This is a genomic window from Citrobacter cronae, assembly GCF_016893685.1.
Taxonomy (GTDB): Bacteria; Pseudomonadota; Gammaproteobacteria; order Enterobacterales; family Enterobacteriaceae; genus Citrobacter; species Citrobacter werkmanii.
The window spans coordinates 1,816,352-1,842,414 of the sequence record NZ_CP069763.1 but is presented as its reverse complement, the minus strand read 5'-3'; the positions used below and the strand labels follow the sequence as shown (position 1 = coordinate 1,842,414).

Below are 26,063 nucleotides of genomic sequence, written 5' to 3'. Positions count from 1 at the left end.
ATTTTCACTCCATCACTTCCCCAACCACCAGATTCTCAACATCCCTGGCTCCGGCGCCCTTACATTTCTCCATAACCCTTTCTACCAGCCCATCCTCCATATTTAATTTCTCCCCCGTCGCCACAAAATACCGCTGAGCTAATTTCTCCAGCTCCGCCAGCACAATGCCTTTTAATATTCTTTCATCCAATGCCCGATAGACCACCGTGGTCATCCTTGCTAAAAACGCCGGGCGAAAATGCTTTAACAACTCCTCACGCAATGCCTCATTAAACCGCTCGCTGTTTAATTCAGCCGCTGGCGTATCAAGAATTAACTCTGCGCCGACGTTGCTGGTCGCCAGCATCACCGTGTTTTTAAAATCAACAATCAGCCCGGTGCCATCTTCCATTACCCCTTTGTCGAAAACGTTATAAAACGCCTCCAGCACGTCCGGGTGCGCTTTTTCGATTTCGTCGAGCAGTACCACCGAATAAGGTCGACGGCGCACGGCTTCGGTTAACGCCCCGCCGCTGCCATAACCGACGTAGCCCGGCGGCGCGCCTTTGAGCTGGCTGACGGTATGCGCCTCCTGATATTCCGACAGGTTAATGGTGATCAGATTGCGTTCGCCGCCGTACAAAGCATCGGCCAGCGCATAGGCGGTTTCGGTTTTACCCACGCCGGTTGGCCCCACCAGCAGGAACACGCCGACCGGCTTTTGCGGATCGGTCAGGCCGCTGCGATAGGCGCGCAGACGTTGGGCGATGGTCTCCAGCGCCGCCTGCTGACCCATTACCCGTTCGCTCATCCGTGCAACCAGCGTGCGCAGGGCGTGGGCTTCATCGGTCTGCATCTGGCCGATTGGGATCCCGGTCCAGCCGCTGATCACCGAAGCCACCGTGGCGGGATCGACGCAGTCCGGCACCAGCGGCACTTCGTCACGTAGCTGGGCGGCGGCAGTTTCCAGTTTGCCGATCAGCGCGGCGCACTCCACCAGTTCCTCTTCCAGTTCATCATCCTCTTCCAGCCGCACGCTGAGATCCAGCATTCGCTGACGGGCGGCCTGTAGCTCGCCGACCCGCTGGCGCTCGTCCTGCCAGCGCTCCTCCACCTCCCGCGACTGCTGGTGGAGTTTTTCCGCCTGCGCTTCCAGTTCACAAAGCCTGTCGTGATGATCGACGCCCACCAGCAGCTCACGATTCAGACGTTCGCTCTCTTCTTCAATGGCCGCCAGATGCTGACGGATCTCCTCAAGCTGGGGCGGCACGTCATGCTGCGCCAGCGCCACCCGCGCGCAGGCGGTGTCGAGCACGCTGATCGCTTTGTCCGGCAACTGGCGACCAGAGATATAGCGCTGCGAGAGGCGCACCGCCTCGCGGATCGCCGTATCCAGAATTTGTACCCCGTGATGCGCCTCCAGTTTATCGGCCACCGCCCGCAGCATGATTACCGCGCTGTTCTCGTCCGGTTCCTCGATCTGGATACGCTGAAAACGCCGGTCCAGCGCCGGATCTTTCTCGAAATATTTTTTGTACTCCTGCCAGGTGGTGGCGGCGATGGTACGCAGTTCACCACGCGCCAGCGCCGGTTTCAGCAGGTTGGCGGCATCATTACCCCCCTCGGCGCCGCCCGCGCCAATCAGCGTGTGGGCTTCGTCGATAAATAAAATAATCGGCTGCGGGGATTTTTTAACGGCGTCAATGACGCCTTTTAGTCGCTGCTCAAATTCACCTTTCACGCCTGCTCCCGCCTGCAATAAGCCAAGATCGAGCGCCAGCAGAGCGACATCACGCAACGGCGGCGGCACGCTGGCTTCGGCGATGCGCAGCGCCAGCCCTTCGGCGACGGCGGTTTTGCCCACACCTGGCGCACCCACCAGAATCGGGTTGTTCTGCCGACGGCGCAGCAGGATGTCGATGCACTGGCGGATCTCCGCGTCGCGTCCGATGATCGGATCGATCCGCCCTTCCCGCGCGTCACGCGTCAGATCGTGCGTATATTGATCCAGAACCCCGCCTTCACGCTTCGGGGATTCGCCCTTGTCAGGGTCTGCAGCCTCCTCAACGGAGTTGCGACACCAGTTCTGCCACTGGCTTTCCAGCTCCGCAGCCGGAAGCTGTAACAACAGTGGCATTCCCTGCGCCAACTGGGTACGCAGCCGTTCTCGGGTGAGTAAGGTCAGGAGCAATAAGGCCGAACGAACCAGAGGAATACGCTGGAAAGTCGCCTGCAAAATCGCCCCTTCCAGTAGCTCTATCAGGTGTACGGAAAACACCGGCATCCGCGTACAGCCCGTTTTGAACTGCGCCTGAGCACGCTGGATCTCTTCACGTAACGTATCGGTGGAGATCGCCGCGTTGCTCAGGCAATACGCTAAATCACAGTGTTCATCATCCAGTAAAGCCAGCAGCATATGCTCCGGCTCAACGAACCAGTGCCCCTGCGCCCGGCTGCGTTCGGCGGCCTGTTCCAGCGCACGAAAACAAATTGGGTTCAGTCGTTTTACCAGCGCTTTCAAATCCATTTACTGTTCTCCTCAAGATGCTGTTGGCAATGGAACACGGCGGGCTTGCGCCCTGCCAGTTGCGCGGTATAACCCAGACGCGGCGGTGCAGCGCGGGTTAAGCGATGATCCAGAGTCAGGGTTGCGCGCATCATCAATTCCAGCGTTATTCCCGCGCCAAACCAGATTTCCGCTAATTTGCTCAGTTGAATAAATCCCCGTCCGCCAGGTAAAAATGTTCGCCACTGCGCGGCATTTTCCGCACGCAGATGCACCCGTAGCGCCGCATGCTGATTCCATATTCGCCGACCGGCGACGCTACTGCGCCCCAGCCGACACCCGGTCCGGCTTTGAGACGCCAGCGGCAAGGATTGCCAGCGCCCGATAAACTCCTCAATATGGACGGTGATACCGAGCGTTGCCGCCACCAGCGCCACAAATCCCGCCGTTGAACGCCGACGATTCGCCAGCCCGCTGCTTTGCGACAGCAGACGCTGTAGCTGCCCAGACTGAGGCTTTTTTACGGCATCCAGATCAAAACCACACAGCACCCGCATCAACGTAAACCCCGGCGCATCTTCTCGCCTGGCGTAAGGCGTTGCCAGCCGATACAGGCTCAGGCTACGGCAGTGATGTTGAATCAAGCGCTGTTGAAACAGATGAATAAAGTCCTGCGACGCGCTGTTTTTATCCTGCGCCGCCTGTTGCAGCCATTCCAGCCAGCCGTAGGGCAGCACCCCATCGGCTCCGCCCGGCCCCAGGCTGTGGACCTGAAGGGTACCGTCGCGCAGCGACACCTCCGCAGGCGTGAACGCCAGCCCCAGTTCCCCCCGCAGCGCGGGCGTTTCACCGCTCGCCCGTAAGATGCGGATACACTGCTCCAGCGAAAAGCGCCACGGCTCGCGCCGCAATTGGGCGATTACGCTATCAGCGCGGTCTGTTCGGCTTCTGTCCATAGCGACAGTTCCTCTCCATCTTCCTGCAATACCGTACGAACAAAGCAGTTCGCGGTGGCATTGCGAGCCAGAAAACGGGCGATGATGCCGGCAAATAGCAGTCGGCTATTGCCAGTAAATGATTGTTGTTCAAGAGTTAACGTCACCCGAATGCCGTTATGCCAGCCGCGCCAGGCATCACCTCCCCGATGCTCACTGACCCGTTGGCAACGCATCTCGCGAATACCATTAATCTGTTGCCAGACGGCGGGTGACGCGGCGGAAGGGGCGTACAGCGCCAGCAGCTCTTTCAGCGACGCCAGCGCCATCTCGCCTTCCACCAGCGACAGGTGATTGAGCGCCAGCGAGGAAAGCAACTTCCAGCGCGTGTCCCGCTGTAATGCTGGCTCAGAAGGCGTGGTCGGCGTACCCAGTAAATGTACTTGCGCAACCGGACCCGGCACTTCGAAGGTCAATGGCGTTCCCGCTGTAAGTTGTGCGGCTTGCTCACCGTTGCTGCACCAGAGCGTTGCCGTCAGACTGGTTTCTTCATCCGCCACATACGGGTCAAAACGGCTGTCCACCAGCGTTAGCCACAGCGCATTCCCCTGGTGGCGGTGACGCCGTGCATACCAGAACCAGCGGGCCTCGCTATGCCCCTGGGCTGAGTAGTACGCAGGAACGCGCCAGGCTTTCTCACGGCGACTCATCCACAGCGCCTGTACGCGGTAGATGTGCACATTTTTGTCATGATGATCGGCGACCAGCCGATGTTCGCTCTGGGTATGTTCGACAAACAGCGGCTCTGAGGTGCGAGTGAAAAGGTTTATTACCGGCACGCAGCCCAGACGAATATCGCCAGGTTTAATATGCTGTGCTGCCTGTGGAGCATTGTCGAAAGGGATACACACCGTGATACTGTCGCCCTCGCCCGTCGACGGCAGCGGTAAATCAAAATACATCAGCGTCTGCGGACAGTTCATCCAGGCACTGAGCGCCAGCACGCTGGACTCTACGCCCGGTTCGCTGGGCAAAATCTTTTCGGCATTCAGCAGGCCAATGGGATGTGGGCGCAGCGGCCCAATGACATGGGCGTATAACAAATCAAACAGCGTGGCATTGATTTGCGGCGAACCGCTGAGATGAATGCGCAACTGTGTTACCGCCAACGTTGAGAACTGATGCGGCGGCAGGCAACGTAGCTGAATACGCAATGCGCCACGCGCCTGCGCCATTCCGCTCAACTGCCGGGCCTGTGCGGCATCACACCAGTCAACATTTTCAATCTCGATAGGCCATAGCGTTTGCGCCAATGCCGTGCGCCACCAGACCGTTTCTCCACTTTCCGTTTGCGCGTATAACGGCGTTCCGGCAGGAAGCATGTAGCCCTGACTCAGATCGCCCGCCAGCGGATCGGCGGTAAAACAAGCGGTTGCGCAAGAAGGAAAAGGGCGTAACAAATGGGGAGAGAGCTGTTCCAGTAGCGAGTCGCATAGCTCACCAAAGCCGTCATCAAGACGCTGATGCAGCCTGGCGCTTTGCAACGCAAAGCCTTCCAGAAGTCGCTCAACATGGGGATCCGGGCAATCGAATTCACTCAGCCGCAGTCGGGAAGCAACATGCGGATGCCGACGAGCGAATTCACCGCTGGCGGTTCGCAGCCATCGTAGCTCTTGCAGATAATCATCAAGCAATCGATCGTCCATTGATCTCCCCTGATACGGGTTATCGCCAACCGCCATTTTGGTACGCCAGCTCCAGCGTTAGCGGTTCGTCGTCGTTCCACAGCATCGCGTCAAGTTGCAGCGCCAGCGTCTGATGATGGGCATCTTTTACGCTCACGATCAGCGCCTGAATCCGGGGCTCATGGCGCAAAATAACAGCGCGCAGCTGACGGCAATACCAACGCAGCACCCGTTCATCGCCTGCGTTCAGCCCGTGCCATTCCGGGACGCCCCAGGCAAGCAGCGCCGGCAATGTGTCAGCATCTTCTGCCGCTCGGGAGTTGAACAGTCTTCTCAACTCCCGGCAAACCGACTCACGCGGCATAATGTCCTCATCCATCAGTCTGTCGAGCAGCGCGACGGGTAGTGACATGGGCATTACCTCAAGTTACGGTTTCTTATTCATCGCCATATCCCAGACGGAAGAGACGTTACCCTCTTTCTGACCTCCCAGTTTCTGCGCGGTGATTTCCCATTTAATTTTGGTGAAGTTCAGCGACATCGTTTCCACCGGTTTGCCACCGGAACCGCCGCTCACGCTCAGATGCGAGATAACCACGTTATCCAGGGTATACACGATAAGTGGCAGCATTTTGCCGTCATCATTCCGACATAACGTCAGTACAGCCTCTTTAATCATCTTCCCACTACAGCAGTACTCGTTAAGCTTCGGCGTGGAAAGGTCGACAAACTTGGTCAGCGACATTTCCCCCACGTGCGCCCGTCCGGAGGTGCGTTCGGTGTTACTGACGTCGTTGGTGACCTGCATTGCGACGTTATGGCTGTAGGACATGATCTCTATCTGATCTTTAAATCCATCAACCTGACTTTCGCCTTTGATATCGTCGAGCTTTAAAAAAATCGCATCCATGGTTTATCTCCTTAATGATCAAGCGGCTGCCGGTGGCGGCAGTTCGGCGACCAGACGAATAGAGGTGGTTAACTCTTCTAACTGGAAGTGCGGACGCAGGAATACAACCGCGCGATAGACCCCCGGCTTGCCAGGCACTGCACTTACATCCACCCGCGCTTCGCGCAGCGGATAACGCGCTTTGATCTCCTGTGGGGCGCTGTCGGTGAGCAGGACATAATCGGCAATCCAGTTGTTGAGGTAGCTTTCGATCTCGTCACGGCTCATAAAGCTGCCAATCTTGTCGCGCATAATAACCTTCAGGTAGTGCGCAAAGCGCGAGGCGGCCAGGATGTACGGTAGCATCGCTGAAATGCGCGCGTTGGCGTTGGCTTCCGGCGTGTTGTAGATTTTTGCCTGATTAGTCGTTTGTCCACCAAAGAACGCGGCGGTGTTAGTATTCTTTTTATGGCACAGCGCGATAAACCCGAGATCATTCAACTCTTTCTCACGGCGATCGGTGATGGCTATCTCCGTTGGACAGCGCAGACTGATATCGCCGGATGGCGTAGAGAAGGTATGCGCTGGAAGATCTTCCACCAGTCCACCGCCTTCAGCGCCACGAATCGCCGCGCACCAGCCATACAAGGCAAATGCCTCGGTAATGCGGTTAGCCAGCACCCATGCGGCGTTGCCCCACAGGTATTTACTCGCGTCCATGCCGTTAACATCTTCAACGAAGTTCACCCCTTCTACCGGCACCGTATCCGGTCCGTACGGCAGACGCTGCAACACATGCGGTAACACCAGCGAGACATAGCGGGAGTCATCGCTATCGCGGAAGGCTCGCCATTTAATCAATTCGGTGCTTTCGAAGATCTTCGCCAGATCGCGCGGGACGCCCAGCTCAGCGAACGATCCCATATCAAATAAGCGCGGACTGGCGGCAGCAATAAATGGCGCATGGGCCGCTGCCGCCACCTGGGAGATTTTCTCCAGCAGCGCCACGTCCTGCGGATGTCGACCAAACTCAAAATCGCCCACCAACACGCTGTAAGGGTTGCCGCCGAAAGTCCCGTATTCATCTTCATACAGTTTTTTGAACAACGTGCTCTGGTCAAACTCGACCGCTTTTTCCAGATCGTCCTGCAACTCCTTACGTGACACATTCAGCAGACGCAATTTCAGCCGGGTGCTGGTTTCGGTATTCATCACAAATTGATGCAGGCCACGCCAGGAGGCTTCCAGTTTCTGCATCTCCGGGTGATGTAATACTTCATTCAACTGGTCGCTGATGAGCGCGTCAATCTGCGCGATGCGGTGGTTGATCATCGCTACGGTATCGCTTTCAATCACCATCCCTTCATCAAGAATCTGCGTAGCCAGTTCTTCCAGCATGTCACGCGCGTAGGTCTGCTGTAGCTCATCGCGCGCCATTCGCCCTTCCTGAATAATGCGGTCCAGCACGCTCAGCGTAACGGTTTGCCCACCGGTTTCAGCTTGTTCCTGAACATTGTCCATTGTTCTTCCCCTTTTTAGTTACGCGTTGTCAGTCGGTTTTTCTTCAGCAATGGGTCTTAACGCCTGAAGCTCAGCGTTGTCATTGACTACCTGCTGCAACAACGTATCCAGATCGTCGTTACCATCCAGTTTGGTCAGCAGGTCGCGTAAGCGTTGACGGGCAAGAAAAAGACGTTGGAGGGGTTTAACCTGATTAATGATATTGAGAGGAGAAAAGTCGTCGAATTCGTTGAAGTGGAGTTCTACGTTCAGTTTACTGCCATCATTAGCCAGACGATTTTCAACCTGTATCGCCAGACGAGGCGAGGCAGAAGAGAGTACATCGTCGAAATTATCACGATCGATTTCAACAAAACGGCGCTCACGTAATTTGGCCGGTGGAGATGCCGGATGCCCGGATAGATCCGCTAAAATACCAACAACCAAAGGAAGTTCTTTTTTCTCAATCGCGCCACCAGTTTCCACGTCATAGGTTATTTGCACGCGCGGCGGCCTAATACGGTTGAGTTTATGCTGAATGCTCTCTGCCATATTTAATCCTTTTTATTGCAATAGTATCCCTGGTGCTATTTTTGCCGCACCATTATTCGAAAATAGATTTTTCTGAATAACTACATGCAATATAAAAAACACAACAAAAAATAAATATCAACTTAATTTTTCAGTTTTTACACCAGGATCGCCGCTTTGATAAAAATCAAAAGCAATTAAATAACCAATTAAAATCAATAAGATAAAAATAAATAATCACTGAAATGATATTTTCAACAAAACTAATTCACCATGTGAATAAATCAAGTAAAACGTTTTTTATTTTATAATCCGCGCTGAATAATGATTTAAATCAAAAAACAAACCTCAACCATTAATTACCGTTCTTATAACAATATAAAAGGACTTTATATGAAAAGCGGCATATGCCATTCGGCCATATTAATATTATTCAGTACCTTAACGTTACTGAATAGCGGCTGTTCATTGTGGCAAAACCGTGTGGCATTTAATGATGTAATTATTGAAACAGTTCCGGATGCCAATGATAACGCACCGGTAGCAGTGGATATTGTCGCTATTACCGATAGCGCGCTGTTACCCACCGTCCAGTCACTCTCCGCGACACAGTGGTTTAATGCCAAATCACAATTATTGCGTGATAACCCTGACGGATTTCGCGTCTGGTCTCTGGAGCTGGTGCCAGGTTCACGTTTTGTTGCGCAAGAAAATCCCCTGCAGGGCGTTACGACAGAAGCAACACTACTGTTTGCGCGTTATCGCAGTGAAGGCGATCACCGGCTCCGGCTGGATAAAGTCAGTTCACTGCATCTGCTACTGATGACGGATGAGGCAATTCTGGCGCCCTGAACAAGGAAGATACTATGAGCACGATTCCGGCAATGGTCTGCTGGTACGAAGGGATGGCGATGTTGCCGCAACATTTCCAGTTACAGGCGCTGCGCAATGAAATGCTTCCCGCCATGCTGGCGCGGTGCGCCAATCCCGGATTCTGGGGCGTGAACCACCTACATATCGACGAAGCCGCACTGTGTGCCGGTATGCTGCGTATCCTACGTCTTGAGGCAATCATGCCCGACGGCACGCCGGTAGAGTACGATATCAGCCGCGACTCGCCGCTGGAGTTCGACTGCCAACATCTGCTCCCCGCCGCGCCGGACAGTGAACATATTCTCTGGCTGGCGCTGCCGCCGCTAAACCGCGCCGGACAGTGGCAGTTGATGAATGACCGCTATCGCTCAACGAACAGCGCCCCAATGCCGGATCTGAGCAGCGGAGAATTTCCTGAAAGTATTTCGCTGTGGCAGCCCGCACCACGCCTGGTTTGTCAGCATGAACGCGCCGATTTAATCTGTCTGCCGCTACTTCAGATAGTGTATACCGAAGCAGGATTTCGTCAGAGCGACTGGTTTCCGCCCTCGCCCAGCGTCAGTGAAGAGAGCTATCTTTCCCGCAACACGCGACAACTCTGCTTACAGGCAAGAGAAAAAATTCTGTTTTTAAGCCGGGAAATGCAGTTGGCGCAACAGAGCCAACGCACCCATGACTGGCTGTGGCTAACGCTGTCGTTACAAAGTATTCAAGGGGCTTTACCGCTGCTGGAAAGCCTGATTAACGGTGGGCGTCCACACCCTGAGGATCTTTACCGCGCGCTGTGTTTATTTCTCGGGCAGACGGCAATTCTGACCCAGGATAAAACCCTGCCCTTGCTGCCGACCTTCGATTATCAAAACATGCAGCCGGCATTCGCCTCCCTTTTCACCATGTTGAAAAATCAATTGGCGCATATTCATCGCCGCTATCAACGGATCAACTTCAGCAAACTGGATAACATGTTTTCGCTTCAGCTCCCCGCGAATATCCATGCCGGAGAACAGGTGGTGATTGGTCTGCTGATGCCTGCTGGCAGCACCTCCAGAGCAGAAAGCTGGTTACAAAAGAGCCTTATCGCCAGCCAACCGTTTTTGGCCGTTTTGCGTCGTCAGCGAATGCATGGGATGACACTCACTCCACTGTCCGTCGAACAGCACGGCGACTGGGAAGTCGACAGCAGTATCGCCCTGTTCACGTTAACGCTTACCACCCAGTGGTTTGAAAAAGAGACGCCGCTGGTCATTGCTCCGCTGCATGAAACCGATGACATGCCGCAGCGAATCATGCTTTACCGTCAGGAGGATCGCCATGACGCCTACGAATCCTGATATGCCTGCCTGCCGTCTGTTTGATGACGTCTTCTCTCGCTGGCTGGCGCAGTTTGAATGCTGGAAAAGCACCACGCTGCCGCCTGATGAATTGCACACGGAGGCTTTTGAGTACGCCAGTCAGGCGGTGGCAGAGTATAACCGACGTCTAATCCGTGAATTGGGTACCCCCTTTCAGCAGCAGATTGATGACGCGGTTTACGCCCTGGTCGCGCTGATTGATGAATCTGTACTCTATGGCGACTGGCCAGCCCTCTCACTCTGGCAGAGTTGCCCGCTGGAGTACCATTTGTGGCAGACCCATAGCGCCGGCGATCTGATCCCTCATAAGATCACCGCGTTACTCAATGAGCGCAGCCCCGGACAGCGCGATTTAGCCGCGCTTTATTTACGTTGCCTGACGCTGGGGTTCGGTTCCCGGCGTGACGATTTTGATCCACAGACCCACCAGGAAACCTGTCACCTGCTATGGCATTTTGCTTTCCAGCATGACGCCAGGTTCAGCGATATTGCCCAGCGAATGGAATCTGCAGCACTGGGAACGCCATTACAGCTTCCGGCACACCGTCGCCTGCCTGACAACTCACGTCTGCACCTGATTGCCCTCATCATACTGCTCGCTCTGCTGCTGTTAAGCCAACGATTGTGGCTAAGTATTGAAGATGCTATCGGCGTGAATACGTTGCCTGATTTCCCGGTGACCCAGTCCTGCCAGGGAGATTCCAGGTGATGCAACACTGGCTGACTCTGCTGATTATTGTGCTGGTGCTGCTGGCGATTACCCTCTGGTGCGTCTGGTGGCAGTGGGAATACCGCAACGATACGTTCATCCGTGCGCAAAAAGAGATCCAGCGCGCCTGCGGCGGTCAGGATCCTTACGACAGTATGCGCATACTGATGCTGGGCGACGAAGAAGATAACCGTCTGCTTTGTCGCAGTTGGTCACTCACCGACGGCCAGGAGTATTGGTTCGGGCAATGGTGGTTTAACCCTCAGTGTAGTGTTTTGTGCCTGCCGCAAACGTTGCAAACTGCCGGGAAAAAACGGCTTATTCGCCAGAATGACTGGCAAAAAATGCTCGCGGCATTGGTGAAAAGTCGTCCGCAGCGTCCACTGGACGCGCTGATTATCACCCTGTCGCTGGATGTGCTGCAGGGCGATGAAGCCGCTCGCGCCAGCCTACTGAACAACTGCCAACAGCTACAGCAAGTATGTGGGTTGAGTTTACCGGTCTACCTGCTGATAAGCGGTGTAGAAGCACTGGAAGGGGCTTCGTCTTTGTTAGCCATGTTGCCGGAGGAGGCTCGTCGCAGCCCCATCGGCAGTGCCATCCCGGTCGCCAGAGAGGCCATCTGGAAGCCACAGTGGATAGACAGCGCGCTGGACAATACCCGAAGCTCACTGCGCATGCTCATCACGGAACTCGGCGCGCTGCGGGGAAATACGCCGGAAGATCTGTTTCGTCTGCCGGAAAACCTCCTGCCGCTAGCCGCCCCGCTACATGATTATTTCGATTCTCTGTTTAACAGCAACGCCCGCGATGAACCTCCACTATTGCGTGGGATCTGGTTTGTCGCCCGTACGCTAACCCATGATAAACCGCGGATGCAGTTTTGCCAGACGCTACTGAGCGGCAAAATTGCCGCCGAGCGTGGTCTGGCGCTCCCGGTCCGCCGCCTGCTACGCCTGAATCTGCGCCGCCATTTCATTACCCTCGCCTGTTATAGCTGTCTTTGTGTTATCTGGCTGGCGGCAATGATCTGGAGCTGGCAATACCAACATACCAACGCCGTTTTACTACACGATCGTCTGCAAGTGCTGGCCACACAAACCCTGCGCGCCAATAACGCAGGCGAACGATCCACCGCACTGTACTGGCGAGTGCTTAACGGTATTCCGCAGTGGCAGTTTCGATCTGTTGTCTGGCCCGGTTCCTTGTTCAGCCATACCGACACAAAATTACGGGACACCTTTAATAACGCCACGTTAGCCAGCCTGTTATTACCTGCGACCAACAGCATCTGTCTGCAAAGTCAAAGTGAGAAGATGTCAGAGCAGGAGGAGCTACTGCCCGAGGAGCGTTACCGCCAGATTCAGCACCTGCTTAGCCAGGCAAAGCAAATGGAGTCGCGTTATTTACCATTACTGCAATTAATGCAGGTGAAGCAACCCACTATACAGACGCTGGCAAACGTCAGCGCCAGCATCTGGGGCGTGACCGTAGATACAGAATCGCTACCGTCGCAGGATCGTCTGAATGGGATGATTGCCACCCTCAACCTTTCACGCCTCAAGTTGCCTGACGCCAGTGAATTAACGCAGCGAAACAGCGAGTATTTTTCTCGCGAAACGATGCGCTGGCTGGAGCAGAATTATGGCAACACCAGTCTGGATAACAACGAAGAGCAGCTCGAACAGTTACTGACGTTATTCAGCAATGACTCACGGGTTACTCCGCTATTTGTGCGTTCCTTAATCCGTCAGGTCAGCCGTTTACAGGCCACGCTAACTACGATTAATAATCTTAGCCGCGATGCGACTCACTCACCTATTCGGCTGCCGTTGGATGAGCTCCTCACCCAGGCACGCACGCTCCGACTGATCGACAATGATGTGATTCAAGACGTTTTACGTCATGAAGCCTTATTGCGCCAACGCTTTCTGGCACAGGTCGATGGTTCCCGCCTGCATTTCTCCTCACTAACCGAGCAGTCGCCGGAAGGCGAGTTCAGCGTGTCACCGGATGTTGTCGCGCTGCAAAAAAGCCTGCGCGATCTGCTCAATCAACCGTTTTGGCAGCGTGGGGCGAGCCTGCCGACCGACAGAACAGCAGGTTATCCCGGGAATCTACAACTCCAGCAGGCACTGGCGCTATTTGGCGGATATGAGCGTTTTATACAACAACTTCCGGACAGTATCTGGCGTCCCAAACTCACTATGCTGGCCCGGCAAGCAGTTGAAAACGCCATGCTTCAGGCACTGTACTCGGGGGCAGCCGAGTCACCTGACCATAGCAATCTCAGTACGGCTAGCGCGGATCAACTCATTGACGCGTTCAACCAGCTTAATCGTCCTCAGTTTGCCATCGCATTACGTCAGCAAGCCGCAGCCCAGGTGATTGCCCGCGTGCGCCAGGACGGCGGCGCGTTACTGCCGGCGATCGCCCCTCCCGCCGTGAATTACGCCACGGCAGAGCAGGCGCAGATCAGCGGGCAGAAGATTGCCGGTTGGGCCAACGCGCAAGCCGCGCAAATCTCCGGCGCATTGACCCGCTATCAGCAGGATATCGACTGGCTCGACAAACAGCGTCCATGGCTTACCACGACGGAAAACCAGCTTATCGTCCGCTGGAGCAGTTCACTGGCCACAATGCAGCGGCTGCAACAACAGGATCCTGGTAGTCCGCCGATGCAAATGACCACGCTTGCCGCCGCGCTGCCCACGCTTTCCGCTCAGAATTGTCAGAGCGAGCTGGCGCAGTTCACCACTTCCGGCGGTAACGATTTTTACAGCCAATCGCTGAACGCGCTGGTAAACGCATCGCAGCAAACATGCCAGCAGCTACGCCAGCAGGCGAGCATTGGCACGGTGGGGCAAATCTTCACACTGTACAACGTCTGGCTGGCGGGGCATTTCCCCTTTACCGCCGCGCCACAGGCACCGGATGCCGATGTCGATCGGGTTCGCGAACTCACGACTTTACTCGCGCAGCTCCCTCCAGAAACGCTCTCTGCGCAGCCGCCATTGATTCAACAACTGGCGGCGGCGCAGCCATTACTTTCCGCGCTGGTCAGTCCGGAAGGGGTTACGTTACGCGTTATCTGGCGCACCTCTCGTCACCGCGAGGTCGGCGCTGACCAAATTGCCGACTGGCGGCTTACCGGCAATCAACAGGCAATAAGCTACCCCGGCGGCACGACGGATCTGCACTGGCGTAGCGGAGACAGCCTGAACTTTAGTCTACGCTGGGCAACTAACTCCGCCTGGCGACCAATGCCAGGTCTGTCACAGACAGGTGTAACGGTAAGCGGTGATACTGGTCGCTGGCGTTGGCAGGGGGCATGGTCACTGCTGAGGATGATCAAACAACAGCGCGTCGGCGGCGCGCTGGCGCAACCGCTGCCATTGCGCTTTTCGCTTCCTGTGGGAGATGGTCAGCAACAGTCACAAACCACCGTCTTTTGGCAGATCGCGCTGTTGGATGCACAGGGCAAAGCGCCTCTACCGTGGGTACCGCTTACCGAACAGGGATTATCACAAGGAAAATGATGGAACATATTCAGGCATTACTGACGCCTATTCAGGCGGATAAACCGTGCGGAGACGCGATCCGCTATTCACCAGAGTTCGACCGACTGGTCGCCGCTCGCCAGCAGGATGACGAAACGCTGCCCACGGGCGTCTGGCAAAGCACGCCGCGACGCGCTGACTGGGACGCCGTCGCACAGATCGCCACGTCGCTGACAAAAACGCTCAGCAAGGATCTGGTGATTATGAGCTGGCTGGGTGAGGCATGGATTCGGTCACAAGGCTTAACGTCTTTGCCCGATGCGCTGGCATTGGCCACGCTGGCGCTGGAGCGTTATCCAGAGGAATTGCACCCAAAAATCAAAGAGGGCGACTATGATTATCGCGCCGCCCCACTTTGCTGGATGGCGCAGCATTACGCCGTTCTGGTCGCCGAAGCTCCGCTATTTATAGCGAATGGAGAGCATATCTCCTTATCACAGTGGCAGCAGGGAAAATTATCAGACGTTCCCCTACCCGGGGCGGAAGAGTCGATCGTTACGGCGCTAACAGCAAGTCTTGAATGGCTTACGCGGCTTAATACCGTATGTCAGGGCTGGCCCGCAGCATCCGCACCGTCTTTCAATCCGCTGGAACAAAAAATTAAAACCTGCCTGCAAGCATTGGGGGCTAACTTGCCAGCCCCCTCACAGCCTGTCGTACAAGAAGCGGCACCAGCGCCTGGTAATCCCGCCGCATTTGCCCACCGCGGGGAAGCGTATCGGATGATTAAAGAGGTCGCGGATTACCTGGCGCGTACTGAACCACACAGCCCGGTGCCTTATCTGCTCTATCGCGCCTTTGCCTGGGGGAATACGCCGCTACCTGAATTGCTCAATGAACTGATTAGCAGCGATGAGTCCGCTCGCCGACTGTGGAAACAATTGGGGGTACTGCCATGAGTTGTCCTGCCGTATGTACTGGCGCGATGCTGCAATGCTCGTTTGGTATAGCGCCAGCTACGCTGAACGTGTTGCCCTCCAGCCGAACCATCGTCAACAACCTGCCGATGGCGAATATTATGGATAACAAACCGTTTGTAAACATTCTGCCGTTCGGGATGTGCAACAGCATCGCTAACCCGACCGTTGCAGCCGCAACCGCGGCGGCGCTCGGCGTGCTGACGCCAATGCCGTGTATCCCCGCCACACCGGCCCCCTGGGCGCCGGGCTCCCCCACGGTATTAGTGGGAAATATGCCCGCACTCACCGCCCAGTCAAAGCTGATCTGCATGTGGGGCGGCGTGATCCAGATTAGCTTCCCCGGCCAGGTAATGACCGTTGTGCCGTGATGTGATGCCCTTGAAATTAAGGGGGGAACGATTGCAGGAGACGACGCTGCAGGATAATCGCAGCGTCTTTAAAAGCGACTCACGCACTCCATGGCGACCGTTTTGAACTCGGTGAAATTCCGGCACGCGCAGAGTCGCGTCATGGCCCGCTCGCGCAGGAAAGTGACGAAAATATCATAAATCGCCATTGCTTCTTCATACTCGCTTTTACTGATAGCGAGCAGGAAGATCACGTGCGCCGTTTCATCGCCCCAGGCAATACCCTGCGGGGCAAGAATGGTGTAGACCACCGTTTTCTTTGCCAACAGACCGAGGGAGTGCGGCAGGGCGATGCCGTCACCCAGCATAGTGCTGACGATGGCCTCACGCTCGACCACCGAATCAAGAAACTCCGCATCGACAAAGCCTTCATCCTGCAGCTGACGGCATAGTGTATTGAACAACGTTTGTTGATCCATTGGGCCATCGATAACGCGGAAATGGGCGGCATCGAAAAATTTGTTCAGCATCCACGGACGGGTTCTGTCGACCAGCACCAGTTTGCCAATCTGCTCCAGTTGATAATCGGTAGGGAACGGCGCAATCATCACCACAGGCTTATCTTTTTCTCCGAGCCGCGCGGTCGAAATCACGAAGTCTTCGCTGATGCTTTCCCGCTGTTCGTAGTCGCGCAGCGTCACGGTATCGACGATTTCTATCTGCGGATACTTACGCGCCAACACCGCTTCAATCATCCGCGCCATCGCATTTCCGGCATCGCATACCAGCAGAACTTTCGGTTGCCTTTGATAACCAATGTTGTAACTACGTTCCAGCCCAACGCCGATATGCAGGACAAGGAAACCAATCTCATTTTCACTGATGGTGTAAGGCGTATATTTGCCCCATCCCGAGACGGCGGCCAGCGTCATATCCCATGCCATCGGATAGTGTTGTTTAATATTTTCCAGTAGCGGATTGGGGATCATTATCTGGTAACGCACCCGGGTGATCATCGTTTTAATATGCGTCAGCAGGTCGGCATGTAACTGCTTGTCATTCAACAGGTTGTAGTTGTACTGGCTATTGATAAACCGCAGGATGTAATTGACCAGCGCTTCATCATCATCCGCATTGATGGCACTGGGAGCGATCTCCTGAACCTGGCGAGCAGCAATATGCACCTGCAGCCAGTTCTCTTCAGAAATGGAGAGCGGTTTATCCGCCAACCGATGCAATACCGCCGCGATTTCCCGTGTAGCCAGGCATACAGATTGCTCGGCTTCTTCTGCGGCAAATTCCGGTAGCGGATACCCTTCGCTAATCCGCCGTACCGCCACCGCGCAGTACAAGCGCAAAAACAGCTCGCCCTCATCGGTCAGGCGGATATGAAAACGGGCGAAAATGTCCTGCAAAACGGGTTGCAGTCGCTCAGGAAGCCCGGCATTCAATGCTTCTTCCGTCACCAATGGGTGCTGCGGATCCTGCTGTGCCAGCATCCACAGCAGATCGGTCAAACAGGCGCGGATCGCCATCTCGCTGCCGAACAGCTTCATGCCGTGTCGCGGGCGCGTTTCCAGCGTCAGATGATAACGTTGCAGATGCTCGCGCACCTCTGCCATATCGTTTTGCAGCGTCGCGCGACTGATAAACCATTCATCAGCCAAATCTTCCAGCTTCAGCGAAAAGGCCGAGGTCAGAAAGCGAACCACCAGCCAGTGAACCCGTTCCTGGCTGGTCCGTGGGATACGCAGCAACGAGTCGGGCTGCTGCGTCTGCAGGGCATGAAAACTTGCCGGATCGTCAATTTTGAGCTGATAACCGTTACCCCGGCTGAGGACAAACTGCGCGCCATACTGGGTGAGCAGCGCGTTTAGCGCGGTGATGTCCGCCCGTACGGTGCGTGTGGAAACCGACAACCGCTGCGCCAGCTCGTCCTGTGGAAGCGCTTCGTTTTGCAACATGCCAAATAGCTGCGCTAAACGTTGGTTGGGGAATCGCACGTCAGTTTCCTCATCTGTCAATTAACCTACGCAGGCCCGGGTCATCGCCATCAGTTGGCGTACGTCGTCCGGACGGGTGTTACCACTCACCTTATCAATAATCGAACTATAGATGTGAGGAATGATTTTGCTCACACCGACATCGAGGGCGATCTGCAGGATTTCACTGAAATTATCCAGATCGATCCCCCCCGTTGGCTCCAGCCAGAAGTCATGACGCGCGCAGGCCCGGGCGACCGCGATGTACTCGTCACGGCATTGCAGGCCGCCCATTGGGAAGTATTTAATTGAGCTACCGCCCATATCTTTGAGCAGCGCAATGGCGGTTTCTACCGGCACAATGCCGTCCGGCGCTTTGCTGCTTAGCGGACCGGTGGATATCTTTACCAGTCCCGGCGTACCGGTTGGCGAAACCAGACCGTTGACCACCGTGTCCTGCTGGCCCAGCAGCGCGCGACTGGTCGCCACGCCGGTAAAGACCTGATTAACATGCTGTGGCTGCACCTGACGGGAAATTTCACTGACCATCGCCGACTGGTTAGGATCGCCCGCCCCCAGCCCCACGGAGAGCGCATTGTCGATAAGCGCCGCGTATTCACGCATATCCGTTACCGCGCTTGCGACATCCGGGTAATTTTTTGACAGTACGCCAACCAGCACGTGCCCTTCCGCCGCCGCGTAAATCTCCTGGGCATTTTCTTTGGAGCCTGCCAGTACGTTCAGGCAGACGCGGTCGCGATAAAAATTAGGGATCAGTTTCATGCTTTTTTCTCCTGCGAAATCACTTCACCAATTCGACGGGCCACAATCTCCAGTTGCGCGCGATCAACGCTGCGTACATCGGCTTCGATAATGCCTTCATTGGCTTTGTAACCGCGGAAGTAAATCGCGTACTCCCCTTGCTTCAGCGCGTCGACCAGTTCGCCAGTGGCGATCCCGGTTACCGCTTCGTCAAATTTAATTTCCGTGCGTGCGATATCGCGCCCTGCGCTGTCCCACACCACGCGGGCGCTCACGCCGTGAAGCTGATTCAAGTTATTAATAAACGGCGTCATTTTCTCGACCATTTCCGCACCGCTCTCTTTCTGCGCGTTGAGGTACAGTTCAATAGCGCAGGTCAGGCCAAGTATTCCCTCTTTACCCACCTTCATTGCCCGGCCAATACCCGCCGTTTGACGTTTTACCCACTCAACGTATTGAGTTTTACCGATCACCAGACCGCTGGTTGGCCCCTCAATCGCCTTCGCGCCGCTGTAGATAACGAGATCTGCGCCCACGCGGTAGTAGCACTGCAAATCTTCTTCCGCCGCCGCGTCCACAATCAGCGGTAGATTATGCGTGCGCGCCACCACCGCAGCCTGCTCCACGCTGAGCATACTTTTCTGTACGCAGTGGTGAGATTTGATATACAGAATGGCCGCGGTGCGCGGTGTGATGGCCGCCGCCAGTTGCGCCGCGGAACATTCATTGGCATAACCGGCTTCTACGACCTTGCCGCCGCCAAGCGCTACCATGGTGCCCACCGGCGCGCCAAAGTTAACGTTGTGGCCTCTGGGCAACACGATTTCGTTGTTGTCGATGGGCGTGACGTGCAGGTTCGCCAGCAACCAGTCGCTGTCTTTAACCAGCACAGCCGCGACCGACTGGGCGATCCCGGCCGAAGCGCAGGAGACAACGGTTGCCCCTTCCACTTCCAGCAATTTCGCGATGTAGTCACCGGTTTTATTCACCAGGTCTTTCATCTCAAAGTATTGGTTCATCCCCGCCATCGCGGCCTCAACCACTTCGGGTCGCGGCGTAGAGACACCGAGCGCCGTCATGCGACCCGATGTGTTAATCACCTGTTTTAATTTGTATTTCTCAAAAATCGAAGGCATGTTCCGCGCTCCCTTGTTCGGTCATATAGCCCTTGCCCGCACGTATTGCGGCAAGCGGCACCAGCAGTTGTTCAGCCTGCAGACTGTCGTTTTCTGCATCTACCAGCACGGTTGGCTGGCGTTTCAGCGTAAAGAGGGTTAAATCGGCATCCAGACCGACCTGCAGTCGCCCCTTCTGTTTCAGGCGCAGACCATCGGCAGCATGGGCGGTAACGCATTCAATGACCTGCGGAAGCGACATGCCAATGGCGAGGAATTTCGACATTACATTCGCCAGGGAATGCACCGGGCCGCTGATACGGTTGCGACAGTAAATATCGGAGCTGATGGTGTGCGGCAAAATACCCAGGCCGATAGCGCGTTTTGCCACCGCAAAGCTCAGGCTGGCGGTGCCATGCCCAACATCCAGACGCACGCCGCGTGAAATCGCCCGCGTCACTGACGCCCGCAACTCACCTTGCGGCGTCAGAATGCGGTTCGGCTTACCGTTGTAGCAGTGGGTAATAATGTCGCCCGCGGTGAGGCGTTCGGCGATCTCATCCAGATCTGGCGGGTTGTTGCCGATGTGCACCATCAGCGGCAGGTCGCCGTTTTGCGCCTGCATCGCTTTGGCGCGCTCCAGCGGCGTGATGCCGTTAACCCCTACCACGCTGCTGCTCATGCGCGCCTTCAGGCCGACGATAAAGTCCGGGTGACGTTTCACCGCCAGCCGCACCGCATCGGCGTCAATATTGGCCATGTCAGCCAGCTCGTTTTGGGCAATAAGCCCAACGCGTGAAACATTCAGCAGCGCATAAACCTCGGTGGCCGCGCCACGGGTCAGCGTGTAAAAATCGTCAATATCATCAGCGCCAGTACTCCCGGCATCCACCACGGTGGTTACGCCAGTGGCAATACCCACGCCGTCCGGTTCGTCGTGGTAAATCGGCGATTTCGGGTAGCAGTGAACGTGAGAATCAATCCAACCCGCGCTAACGTAACATTCGCCGCGCAGGTCAATGGTTTTCAGCGCCGGACCATCAACGTCACCCAACGCCGCGATTTTGCCATCCTGAAGGGCAATATTAGTCAGCGTGTCATCGACCAGACGCGCATGGCGCAGGAGTAAATCAAACATCGTTCTCTCCTTTGCCGGATGGCGGCGTAACCGCCTTATCCGGCCTACAAATCAACAGTTAGCTAATCGCAATCGGGAAGATGGAACCGAGGATCATCGCGCCGAGAATCGCCCCGCCGGTGATCGGTTTTTGCCAGATATAAAACAGCAGCGCACCCAGCAGCGAACCCACGCCAATCGGAATAGAGGCCGTCATCGCACTGAGGATAATCAAGGGACCGAGGAAGCGGCCAGAAGCGTTACCGGCCCCCATCATCACGTCCGCTCCGTAGGTTGAGTCGCTCTGATTGATGGTGAACTTACGCGCCAGAATGATGATGTAGCCAATCGCCAGACCAATCACCAGACCGGTGACCAGCGAGGCAGCGAAGTTGGCGACCGGGAAGATAATTCCCGCGCCCAACAGCAGCGCCGGAACGCCTAACCCGACCCCGGTCTGGATCGCCCCGCCGATATCCAGAATCCCCACCAGCGAACCTTCAATGATGCGGGCAAACAGGAAGCTGGCGCCAAATGCCGCTACCGCCCCGTAGGAGCCAGTGTCCATTCCCGCTTTCAACATCGCCACGAACGCCACTTCGTTGAATGCGCCGATACCGTACAGGTAGTACATGTGCGTTCCGGCAAACACGCCGGATGAGAGCAGGCCAACGAAGATCGGGAATGACCAGTCAGCGAACCAAAAACCTTTATTCTGTTCCATTATGGCCTCCGTTATTTACCGCTGAGCGAGTTATGGATAAGTTCCAACCAGTCAGGCACGGTCAGATGGAAGGATTCGATCATCTTCATGTCGAAGCCGCGGAAGAAGCCGCTCAGGACGAACAGCGCGACGATAGCCACCATCATCACTTTCGTCACGTGGTTCCAGCCGCTCTCTTCAACACCTTTGCCGATCAAAATGCCCAGAACCAGACCCGGGACGGCGTTACCCATAATTAACTGCGCCGCGCCGCCAAAAACGGTAGCCCAGAAGCCGGATTTCTTGCCGGCATCAATCGCCGCCAGCCAGAAGATCACTGGCATCACGGTGTTGACCAGCAGGTTTGCCGCTGGCACCAGCACCTTAACGGCAGTAACCTGTAGCGCTTCCGGCACGGATGACGCGGTGAGGTTCAGGAAGGTCACGACAATCATGCCGATAACACCGCAGGCGATCGCCATGCGCTTAGGATCGTGCAGCGTTTCACCAACGTTGCGATTTTTGATCATCAGCGCGGCGGCCCCCCAGTTGGGGATGATGCGATGGTCGACGTCCTGCGTGAACGCCCCTGCGGCAACGGAAGAAGCCCAGGCGTTAAAGAAAAAGCCCAGACCGAATGAGAAGTGAGAAGCCGGATCCCCTTCACAGGAATTCAGTTCTCCCAGAGTACGAAACGCGCCCATCCCTTGAGTGGTCGGCGCATGAAACATGCGTGCAGCCCCAGCGCCGACACCGACGCCAACCAGGCCGCCGATGATGAGCGATTTTATTAATATTATCAGGAACATAATTATGCCTTTTAAAAAAAGATCAGCGTTGCGTAACGAAATCCACCTTGTCGAGATTGATGGCAGTCACGTTGACGGTCACGTCCAGCTCCACGCTGAAGGTGCGTCTTTCCCGGCGCAGGAAGAGGAACAAAAACGCCTCTTTGCGCACCGTTTCACGCGCTTGAACAACCTGCACATCCTGTGGCTCAATACGCAGTAAGATATGCGGGGACGCTTTCATCACCGCAGCCTGAACGTGGTTCAGGGCGTCGGCAAAGGCGCGCGCTTTAGCCTCCCCCTTACCCGTGACTCTCACCGTGGTGGTGAATTGCTCTTTCATGCTTAAGCGCCGTATTTCTTTTGCCACGCCTGTACCAGGCGCTCGCCGAGTTCTTCTTTGTCCATAAAACCGAACCCCAACACGTTGCAGCCTTCGTTGATGGCGGTTACCCCTTCATCGACCGAGCGCATGCCATATTTCGCCTTGTAGCCATATTTGGTTTGCGCGGTAATCGCGCCCGCCCCGCCGCTACCGCAAAACGAGATCCCAAAGGTGGCGTTTTCCGCTTTCATCACATCGCCCAGCTTCATATCTGCCGCGACACCCGGCACCACGACCGCGCGGCCACCCGCTTTCTCAACGCCTGCCGCCACTTTCTGGCCTTTACCCAGGCGATCGCCAATCACTACGGTAATCTGATCCATCTTTTGCTCCTTAAAGGTTGTCTTTCGCGACTTCGAAGTGCACCGACAGCAGCCAGGCCTCTTCCTCAGGAAGATTGCCAAACTCAGCGACCACGTCGCGGGCAAGCGCCATTGATTCGGCAGATATTTCATCAAACAAACTGGCATCGACTTCTGGTAAGGGTTCACCCGTTACCGAGCGGTGCGCCATGGCGCGAACATGCGATGTCAGCATCTGTTCCTGTACGGCGTTGGGAATAATGTGGCGTTCACGCAGCAAGGCATACACCTGCGCCAGCATGCGGTCGGCCAGTTCAACCGATTCCCCCATGTCATTCATTACAGCTCCGTTATTCACTCGTCTTACCCCACTAATGGCTCTGAGGGTAAATTAGCGGCGGGGGTTAAAAGTTTGTAGCGAGTTGTTTTCCACTTCGAAGTGGAAAGAGGCGCAGCGATAGTGATCTATGCCGCAGAAAAGGCGATATTTGCGCTTTAGTGGCGGGAAACTGTGACGGGCATCGCAAGAGATGAGCAGAAAACAGCCAGTTCGGCGAATGACTTCTCTAACTCTAAAGTTGAAAAAATGTGACGGGGATAGCCTTTGGCGTCTTATCCGGCCTACGATTTGCAGGCCGGATAGAGCAAATTAACGGAACTTCTTGTGGTTTTCGTTGCGTGTTTTTTTCAGGTCTTCCGCAACGGCTTTCGCCTCTTTGACTTTACCTTCGTTCGCCAGCTTCAACGCGCCGTCGATCTGACCGATCAGCGTGTCAAAGCCGTGGCGGAAATCCTTCATCTCCGGGCTGTCCGGGGATTTGTTTTCCAGCTTCGGCGGCGTTCCCTTTTGCGCGTCCAGCGCGGCTGCACGCATTTTGGTTAACGCGTCTTTCAGCTCAGTCGCATTATCCGTTTTTTCGACGATTTTCAGGTTGTCGTTGAGGATCCCCATATCGTCTTCAAGATCGGCTGCAAACGCAGAAGAACCAAGAATCAGCGTTGAAGCTGCGACGATCGCTAACAGGTGTTTACGCATTGCTCACTTCCTTTTTTATTATTCAAAAATAAACAAACGCCAGATACCCTCAATAATTCACGCCACAGCTTGAAGTATGACGGGTATTATTGCCCGGCGATCTTCATCTCCGGCAACAGGACTGAACCACACTGAATATTACTGCGCGTTTCAATATCGTTGCCAACGGTGACGATATTACGCCACATCTCTTTTAAGTTACCGGCGATGGTAATTTCACTCACCGGATACTGAATTTCGCCGTTTTCGACCCAGAAGCCCGCCGCGCCGCGCGAGTAATCGCCGGTAATGCCGCTTACGCCCTGCCCCATCAGCTCAGTCACCACCAGGCCCGTGCCCATCTCTTTGAGCATCTGCTCGAAGCTTAGACCTTGTCCGGGAATACGCCAGTTGTGAATACCGCCCGCATGACCGGTGCTCTTCAGCCCCAGCTTACGGGCAGAGTAGTTGGTCAGCAGCCACTGGGTCAAAATGCCGTCTTTAATAATGTCACGGCGCTCTGTGCGTACGCCTTCGCTGTCAAATGGCGAGGAGGCCAGCCCTTTCAGCAGATGGGGATGCTCTTCAATGGTCAACCATTCCGGCAGAATTTGTTTGCCCAGCGAGTCCAGCAGGAAAGTGGATTTGCGATATACAGAGCCACCAGCAATCGCGCCGACCAGGTGTCCGAACAGTCCGGTCGCCACTTCATTGGCGAAAATAACCGGCGCTTTCATGGTGGAAAGCTTACGCGGAGACAGGCGCGATAAGGTACGGCGCGCACAGTCTGCCCCTACCCATTCCGGCGTTTGCAGATCGCCCATCGCCCGGCCAATGGTGTAAGCGTAATCACGCTCCATATCGCCATTTTCTTCCGCGATCACGCAGCTGGAAAGGGAATGACGCGTGGAGCAGTAGCCCTGCAGCATGCCGTGGCTGTTGCCAAACACTTTGATGCCATAGTGGCTGTTAAAGCTGCCGCCTTCGGTATTGGTGATACGCTTATCAGCCTGCAGCGCTGCCTGTTCAGCACGAGCAGCCAGTTCGATGGCTTCGTCAGGGGAAACGTCCGCGGGGTGGAACAGGTCCAAATCGGGCGCATCAAAGGCCAGCAGTTCTTTATCTGCCACGCCCGCGCATGGGTCCGGCGAGGTGTAACGTGCAATGTCCAGCGCGGCCTGCACGGTACGGGCAATCGCCTGCGGGCTTAAATCGGTGGAGGATGCGCTGCCCTTACGGTTCTGGTGATAAACCGTAATCCCCAGCGCGCCATCGCTATTGAATTCTACGTTCTCCACTTCACCATAACGGGTGCTGACGCTAATACCCGTGGTCTTGCTAACAGCGACTTCCGCGCCATCCGACTTACCTGACGCTAATTCCAGAGCCGTCGAGACCGCTTCTTCCAGAATCTTACGCTGCGCTTCAACTTGTGAGATTACTTTCATCGCAAATGCCATAATGTAGAGAGAGTTTCTCTGAAGTCTAACAGAGAACCGTTTTTCAGTGCGCATCTTAACTGGTAACATTAGCCTCTTTTTTTAAGGAGCCTGACATGACTAAGCAGCCCGAAGACTGGCTCGACGACGTTCCCGGTGATGACATCGAAGACGAAGACGATGAAATTATCTGGGTCAGTAAAAGTGAAATAAAACGTGACGCCGAGGAGTTAAAACGCCTGGGTGTGGAACTGGTAGAACTGGGGAAAAACGCGCTGGATAAAATCCCGCTCGACGCGGATTTACGTGCCGCCATTGAGCTGGCCCAGCGCATTAAAATGGAAGGTCGCCGCCGCCAGCTGCAGCTGATTGGCAAAATGTTGCGCCAGCGCGATGTTGATCCTATCCGTCAGGCGCTGGACAAGCTGAAAAACCGTCACAACCAGCAGGTTGTTGTCTTCCATAAGCTGGAGCAACTACGTGACCGTATGGTTGACGGCAGCGATGAAGCCATCGAAGAAGTGATGAACCTGTGGCCTGACGCCGACCGTCAGCAACTGCGTTCTCTGGTGCGTAACGCCAGGAAAGAAAAAGCGGGCAACAAGCCGCCGAAATCAGCGCGTCAGATTTTCCAGTACCTGCGTGAACTGGCAGAAAACGAGGCGTAAC

General features: G+C 55.4%; 25 protein-coding genes. 7 read left to right on the top strand and 18 right to left on the bottom strand.

What is annotated here, in order from left to right; genetic code table 11:
• Positions 1-4: 4 nt before the first annotated feature.
• The 7 genes from tssH to tssB are packed head-to-tail and all read right to left on the bottom strand — an operon-like array spanning position 5 to position 8,046.
• Positions 5-2,506 carry a type VI secretion system ATPase TssH gene (tssH, locus tag JSN25_RS07955; protein ID WP_204525596.1) on the bottom strand — a complete coding sequence of 834 codons (2,502 nt, stop codon included), beginning with the start codon at positions 2,504-2,506 and terminating at the stop codon, positions 5-7.
• On the bottom strand, positions 2,497-3,441 hold the full coding sequence (locus tag JSN25_RS07950; protein WP_204525595.1) for a type VI secretion system baseplate subunit TssG: 945 nt from the start codon (positions 3,439-3,441) through the stop codon (positions 2,497-2,499). The genes tssH and JSN25_RS07950 overlap by 10 nt, the downstream gene beginning before the upstream one ends.
• Entirely contained in the window at positions 3,405-5,126 is a 1,722-nt protein-coding gene (gene tssF, locus JSN25_RS07945; protein WP_137346757.1) for a type VI secretion system baseplate subunit TssF, read from the bottom strand. Before tssF ends, JSN25_RS07950 begins: the two co-directional genes overlap by 37 nt.
• 19 nt (positions 5,127-5,145) lie before the next feature.
• Complete coding sequence (gene tssE, locus JSN25_RS07940) at positions 5,146-5,523, bottom strand: type VI secretion system baseplate subunit TssE (protein ID WP_204525594.1); 378 nt, start codon at positions 5,521-5,523, stop codon at positions 5,146-5,148.
• Between the two features lie 9 nt (positions 5,524-5,532).
• Positions 5,533-6,015 (bottom strand): Hcp family type VI secretion system effector, encoded by a 483-nt coding sequence (locus JSN25_RS07935; RefSeq protein ID WP_121529883.1) that lies wholly within the window; start codon positions 6,013-6,015, stop codon positions 5,533-5,535.
• An 18-nt stretch (positions 6,016-6,033) separates the two neighbouring features.
• Entirely contained in the window at positions 6,034-7,515 is a 1,482-nt protein-coding gene (gene tssC / locus JSN25_RS07930; protein ID WP_069324762.1) for a type VI secretion system contractile sheath large subunit, read from the bottom strand.
• Between the two features lie 18 nt (positions 7,516-7,533).
• Positions 7,534-8,046, bottom strand: a complete 513-nt coding sequence (gene tssB / locus JSN25_RS07925) for a type VI secretion system contractile sheath small subunit (protein ID WP_038636686.1) — start codon at positions 8,044-8,046, stop codon at positions 7,534-7,536.
• 372 nt (positions 8,047-8,418) lie between these two features.
• On the opposite strand from tssB, the gene JSN25_RS07920 reads away from it, so the two are divergent.
• From JSN25_RS07920 to JSN25_RS07895, 6 genes are read left to right on the top strand one after another with little or no spacing between them, the layout of a single operon-like run.
• Complete coding sequence (locus JSN25_RS07920) at positions 8,419-8,877, top strand: hypothetical protein (protein WP_038636684.1); 459 nt, start codon at positions 8,419-8,421, stop codon at positions 8,875-8,877.
• Between the two features lie 14 nt (positions 8,878-8,891).
• Positions 8,892-10,229, top strand: a complete 1,338-nt coding sequence (gene tssK / locus JSN25_RS07915) for a type VI secretion system baseplate subunit TssK (protein WP_204525593.1) — start codon at positions 8,892-8,894, stop codon at positions 10,227-10,229.
• Positions 10,210-10,959 (top strand): DotU family type IV/VI secretion system protein, encoded by a 750-nt coding sequence (locus JSN25_RS07910; protein ID WP_087857474.1) that lies wholly within the window; start codon positions 10,210-10,212, stop codon positions 10,957-10,959. Before tssK ends, JSN25_RS07910 begins: the two co-directional genes overlap by 20 nt.
• Positions 10,959-14,498, top strand: coding sequence for a type VI secretion system protein (locus JSN25_RS07905; protein ID WP_233638431.1), 3,540 nt, complete (start codon positions 10,959-10,961; stop codon positions 14,496-14,498). The genes JSN25_RS07910 and JSN25_RS07905 overlap by 1 nt, the downstream gene beginning before the upstream one ends.
• Entirely contained in the window at positions 14,495-15,418 is a 924-nt protein-coding gene (locus tag JSN25_RS07900; RefSeq protein ID WP_223229529.1) for a type VI secretion system protein TssA, read from the top strand. The genes JSN25_RS07905 and JSN25_RS07900 overlap by 4 nt, the downstream gene beginning before the upstream one ends.
• Positions 15,415-15,807 (top strand): DUF4280 domain-containing protein, encoded by a 393-nt coding sequence (locus JSN25_RS07895; RefSeq protein ID WP_174331337.1) that lies wholly within the window; start codon positions 15,415-15,417, stop codon positions 15,805-15,807. Before JSN25_RS07900 ends, JSN25_RS07895 begins: the two co-directional genes overlap by 4 nt.
• 68 nt (positions 15,808-15,875) lie before the next feature.
• On the opposite strand, the gene JSN25_RS07890 is transcribed toward JSN25_RS07895, so the two are convergent.
• The 11 genes from JSN25_RS07890 to pmbA form a co-directional block, all read right to left on the bottom strand.
• Positions 15,876-17,789: a BglG family transcription antiterminator gene (locus JSN25_RS07890; RefSeq protein WP_087857477.1), complete on the bottom strand. Its 1,914-nt coding sequence runs from the start codon at positions 17,787-17,789 to the stop codon at positions 15,876-15,878.
• A gap of 21 nt (positions 17,790-17,810) precedes the next feature.
• Complete coding sequence (gene dagF / locus JSN25_RS07885) at positions 17,811-18,551, bottom strand: 2-dehydro-3-deoxy-phosphogluconate aldolase (protein ID WP_085048428.1); 741 nt, start codon at positions 18,549-18,551, stop codon at positions 17,811-17,813.
• Positions 18,548-19,666: a DgaE family pyridoxal phosphate-dependent ammonia lyase gene (locus tag JSN25_RS07880; protein ID WP_204525591.1), complete on the bottom strand. Its 1,119-nt coding sequence runs from the start codon at positions 19,664-19,666 to the stop codon at positions 18,548-18,550. Before JSN25_RS07880 ends, dagF begins: the two co-directional genes overlap by 4 nt.
• Complete coding sequence (locus JSN25_RS07875) at positions 19,650-20,783, bottom strand: amidohydrolase/deacetylase family metallohydrolase (protein WP_204525589.1); 1,134 nt, start codon at positions 20,781-20,783, stop codon at positions 19,650-19,652. Before JSN25_RS07875 ends, JSN25_RS07880 begins: the two co-directional genes overlap by 17 nt.
• Before the next feature lie 58 nt (positions 20,784-20,841).
• Complete coding sequence (locus JSN25_RS07870) at positions 20,842-21,486, bottom strand: DUF4310 family protein (RefSeq protein WP_038636652.1); 645 nt, start codon at positions 21,484-21,486, stop codon at positions 20,842-20,844.
• A gap of 11 nt (positions 21,487-21,497) precedes the next feature.
• The gene (locus tag JSN25_RS07865; RefSeq protein ID WP_006686375.1) at positions 21,498-22,274 is read right to left on the bottom strand and encodes a DUF4311 domain-containing protein; all 777 of its coding nucleotides are present in this window, start codon (positions 22,272-22,274) and stop codon (positions 21,498-21,500) included.
• A 22-nt stretch (positions 22,275-22,296) separates the two neighbouring features.
• Positions 22,297-22,596 carry a DUF4312 family protein gene (locus JSN25_RS07860; RefSeq protein ID WP_038636649.1) on the bottom strand — a complete coding sequence of 100 codons (300 nt, stop codon included), beginning with the start codon at positions 22,594-22,596 and terminating at the stop codon, positions 22,297-22,299.
• Positions 22,597-22,598: 2 nt separating this feature from the next.
• The gene (locus tag JSN25_RS07855) at positions 22,599-22,961 is read right to left on the bottom strand and encodes an SFCGS family glycine-rich protein (protein WP_038636646.1); all 363 of its coding nucleotides are present in this window, start codon (positions 22,959-22,961) and stop codon (positions 22,599-22,601) included.
• A 10-nt stretch (positions 22,962-22,971) separates the two neighbouring features.
• On the bottom strand, positions 22,972-23,280 hold the full coding sequence (locus JSN25_RS07850; protein ID WP_016151467.1) for a PRD domain-containing protein: 309 nt from the start codon (positions 23,278-23,280) through the stop codon (positions 22,972-22,974).
• 309 nt (positions 23,281-23,589) lie between these two features.
• Positions 23,590-23,976: a cytochrome b562 gene (cybC, locus tag JSN25_RS07845; protein WP_038636643.1), complete on the bottom strand. Its 387-nt coding sequence runs from the start codon at positions 23,974-23,976 to the stop codon at positions 23,590-23,592.
• 86 nt (positions 23,977-24,062) lie between these two features.
• On the bottom strand, positions 24,063-25,415 hold the full coding sequence (pmbA, locus tag JSN25_RS07840) for a metalloprotease PmbA (protein ID WP_038636641.1): 1,353 nt from the start codon (positions 25,413-25,415) through the stop codon (positions 24,063-24,065).
• A 95-nt stretch (positions 25,416-25,510) separates the two neighbouring features.
• On the opposite strand from pmbA, the gene yjgA reads away from it, so the two are divergent.
• Entirely contained in the window at positions 25,511-26,062 is a 552-nt protein-coding gene (gene yjgA, locus JSN25_RS07835; protein WP_038636638.1) for a ribosome biogenesis factor YjgA, read from the top strand.
• Position 26,063: the final 1 nt, after the last annotated feature.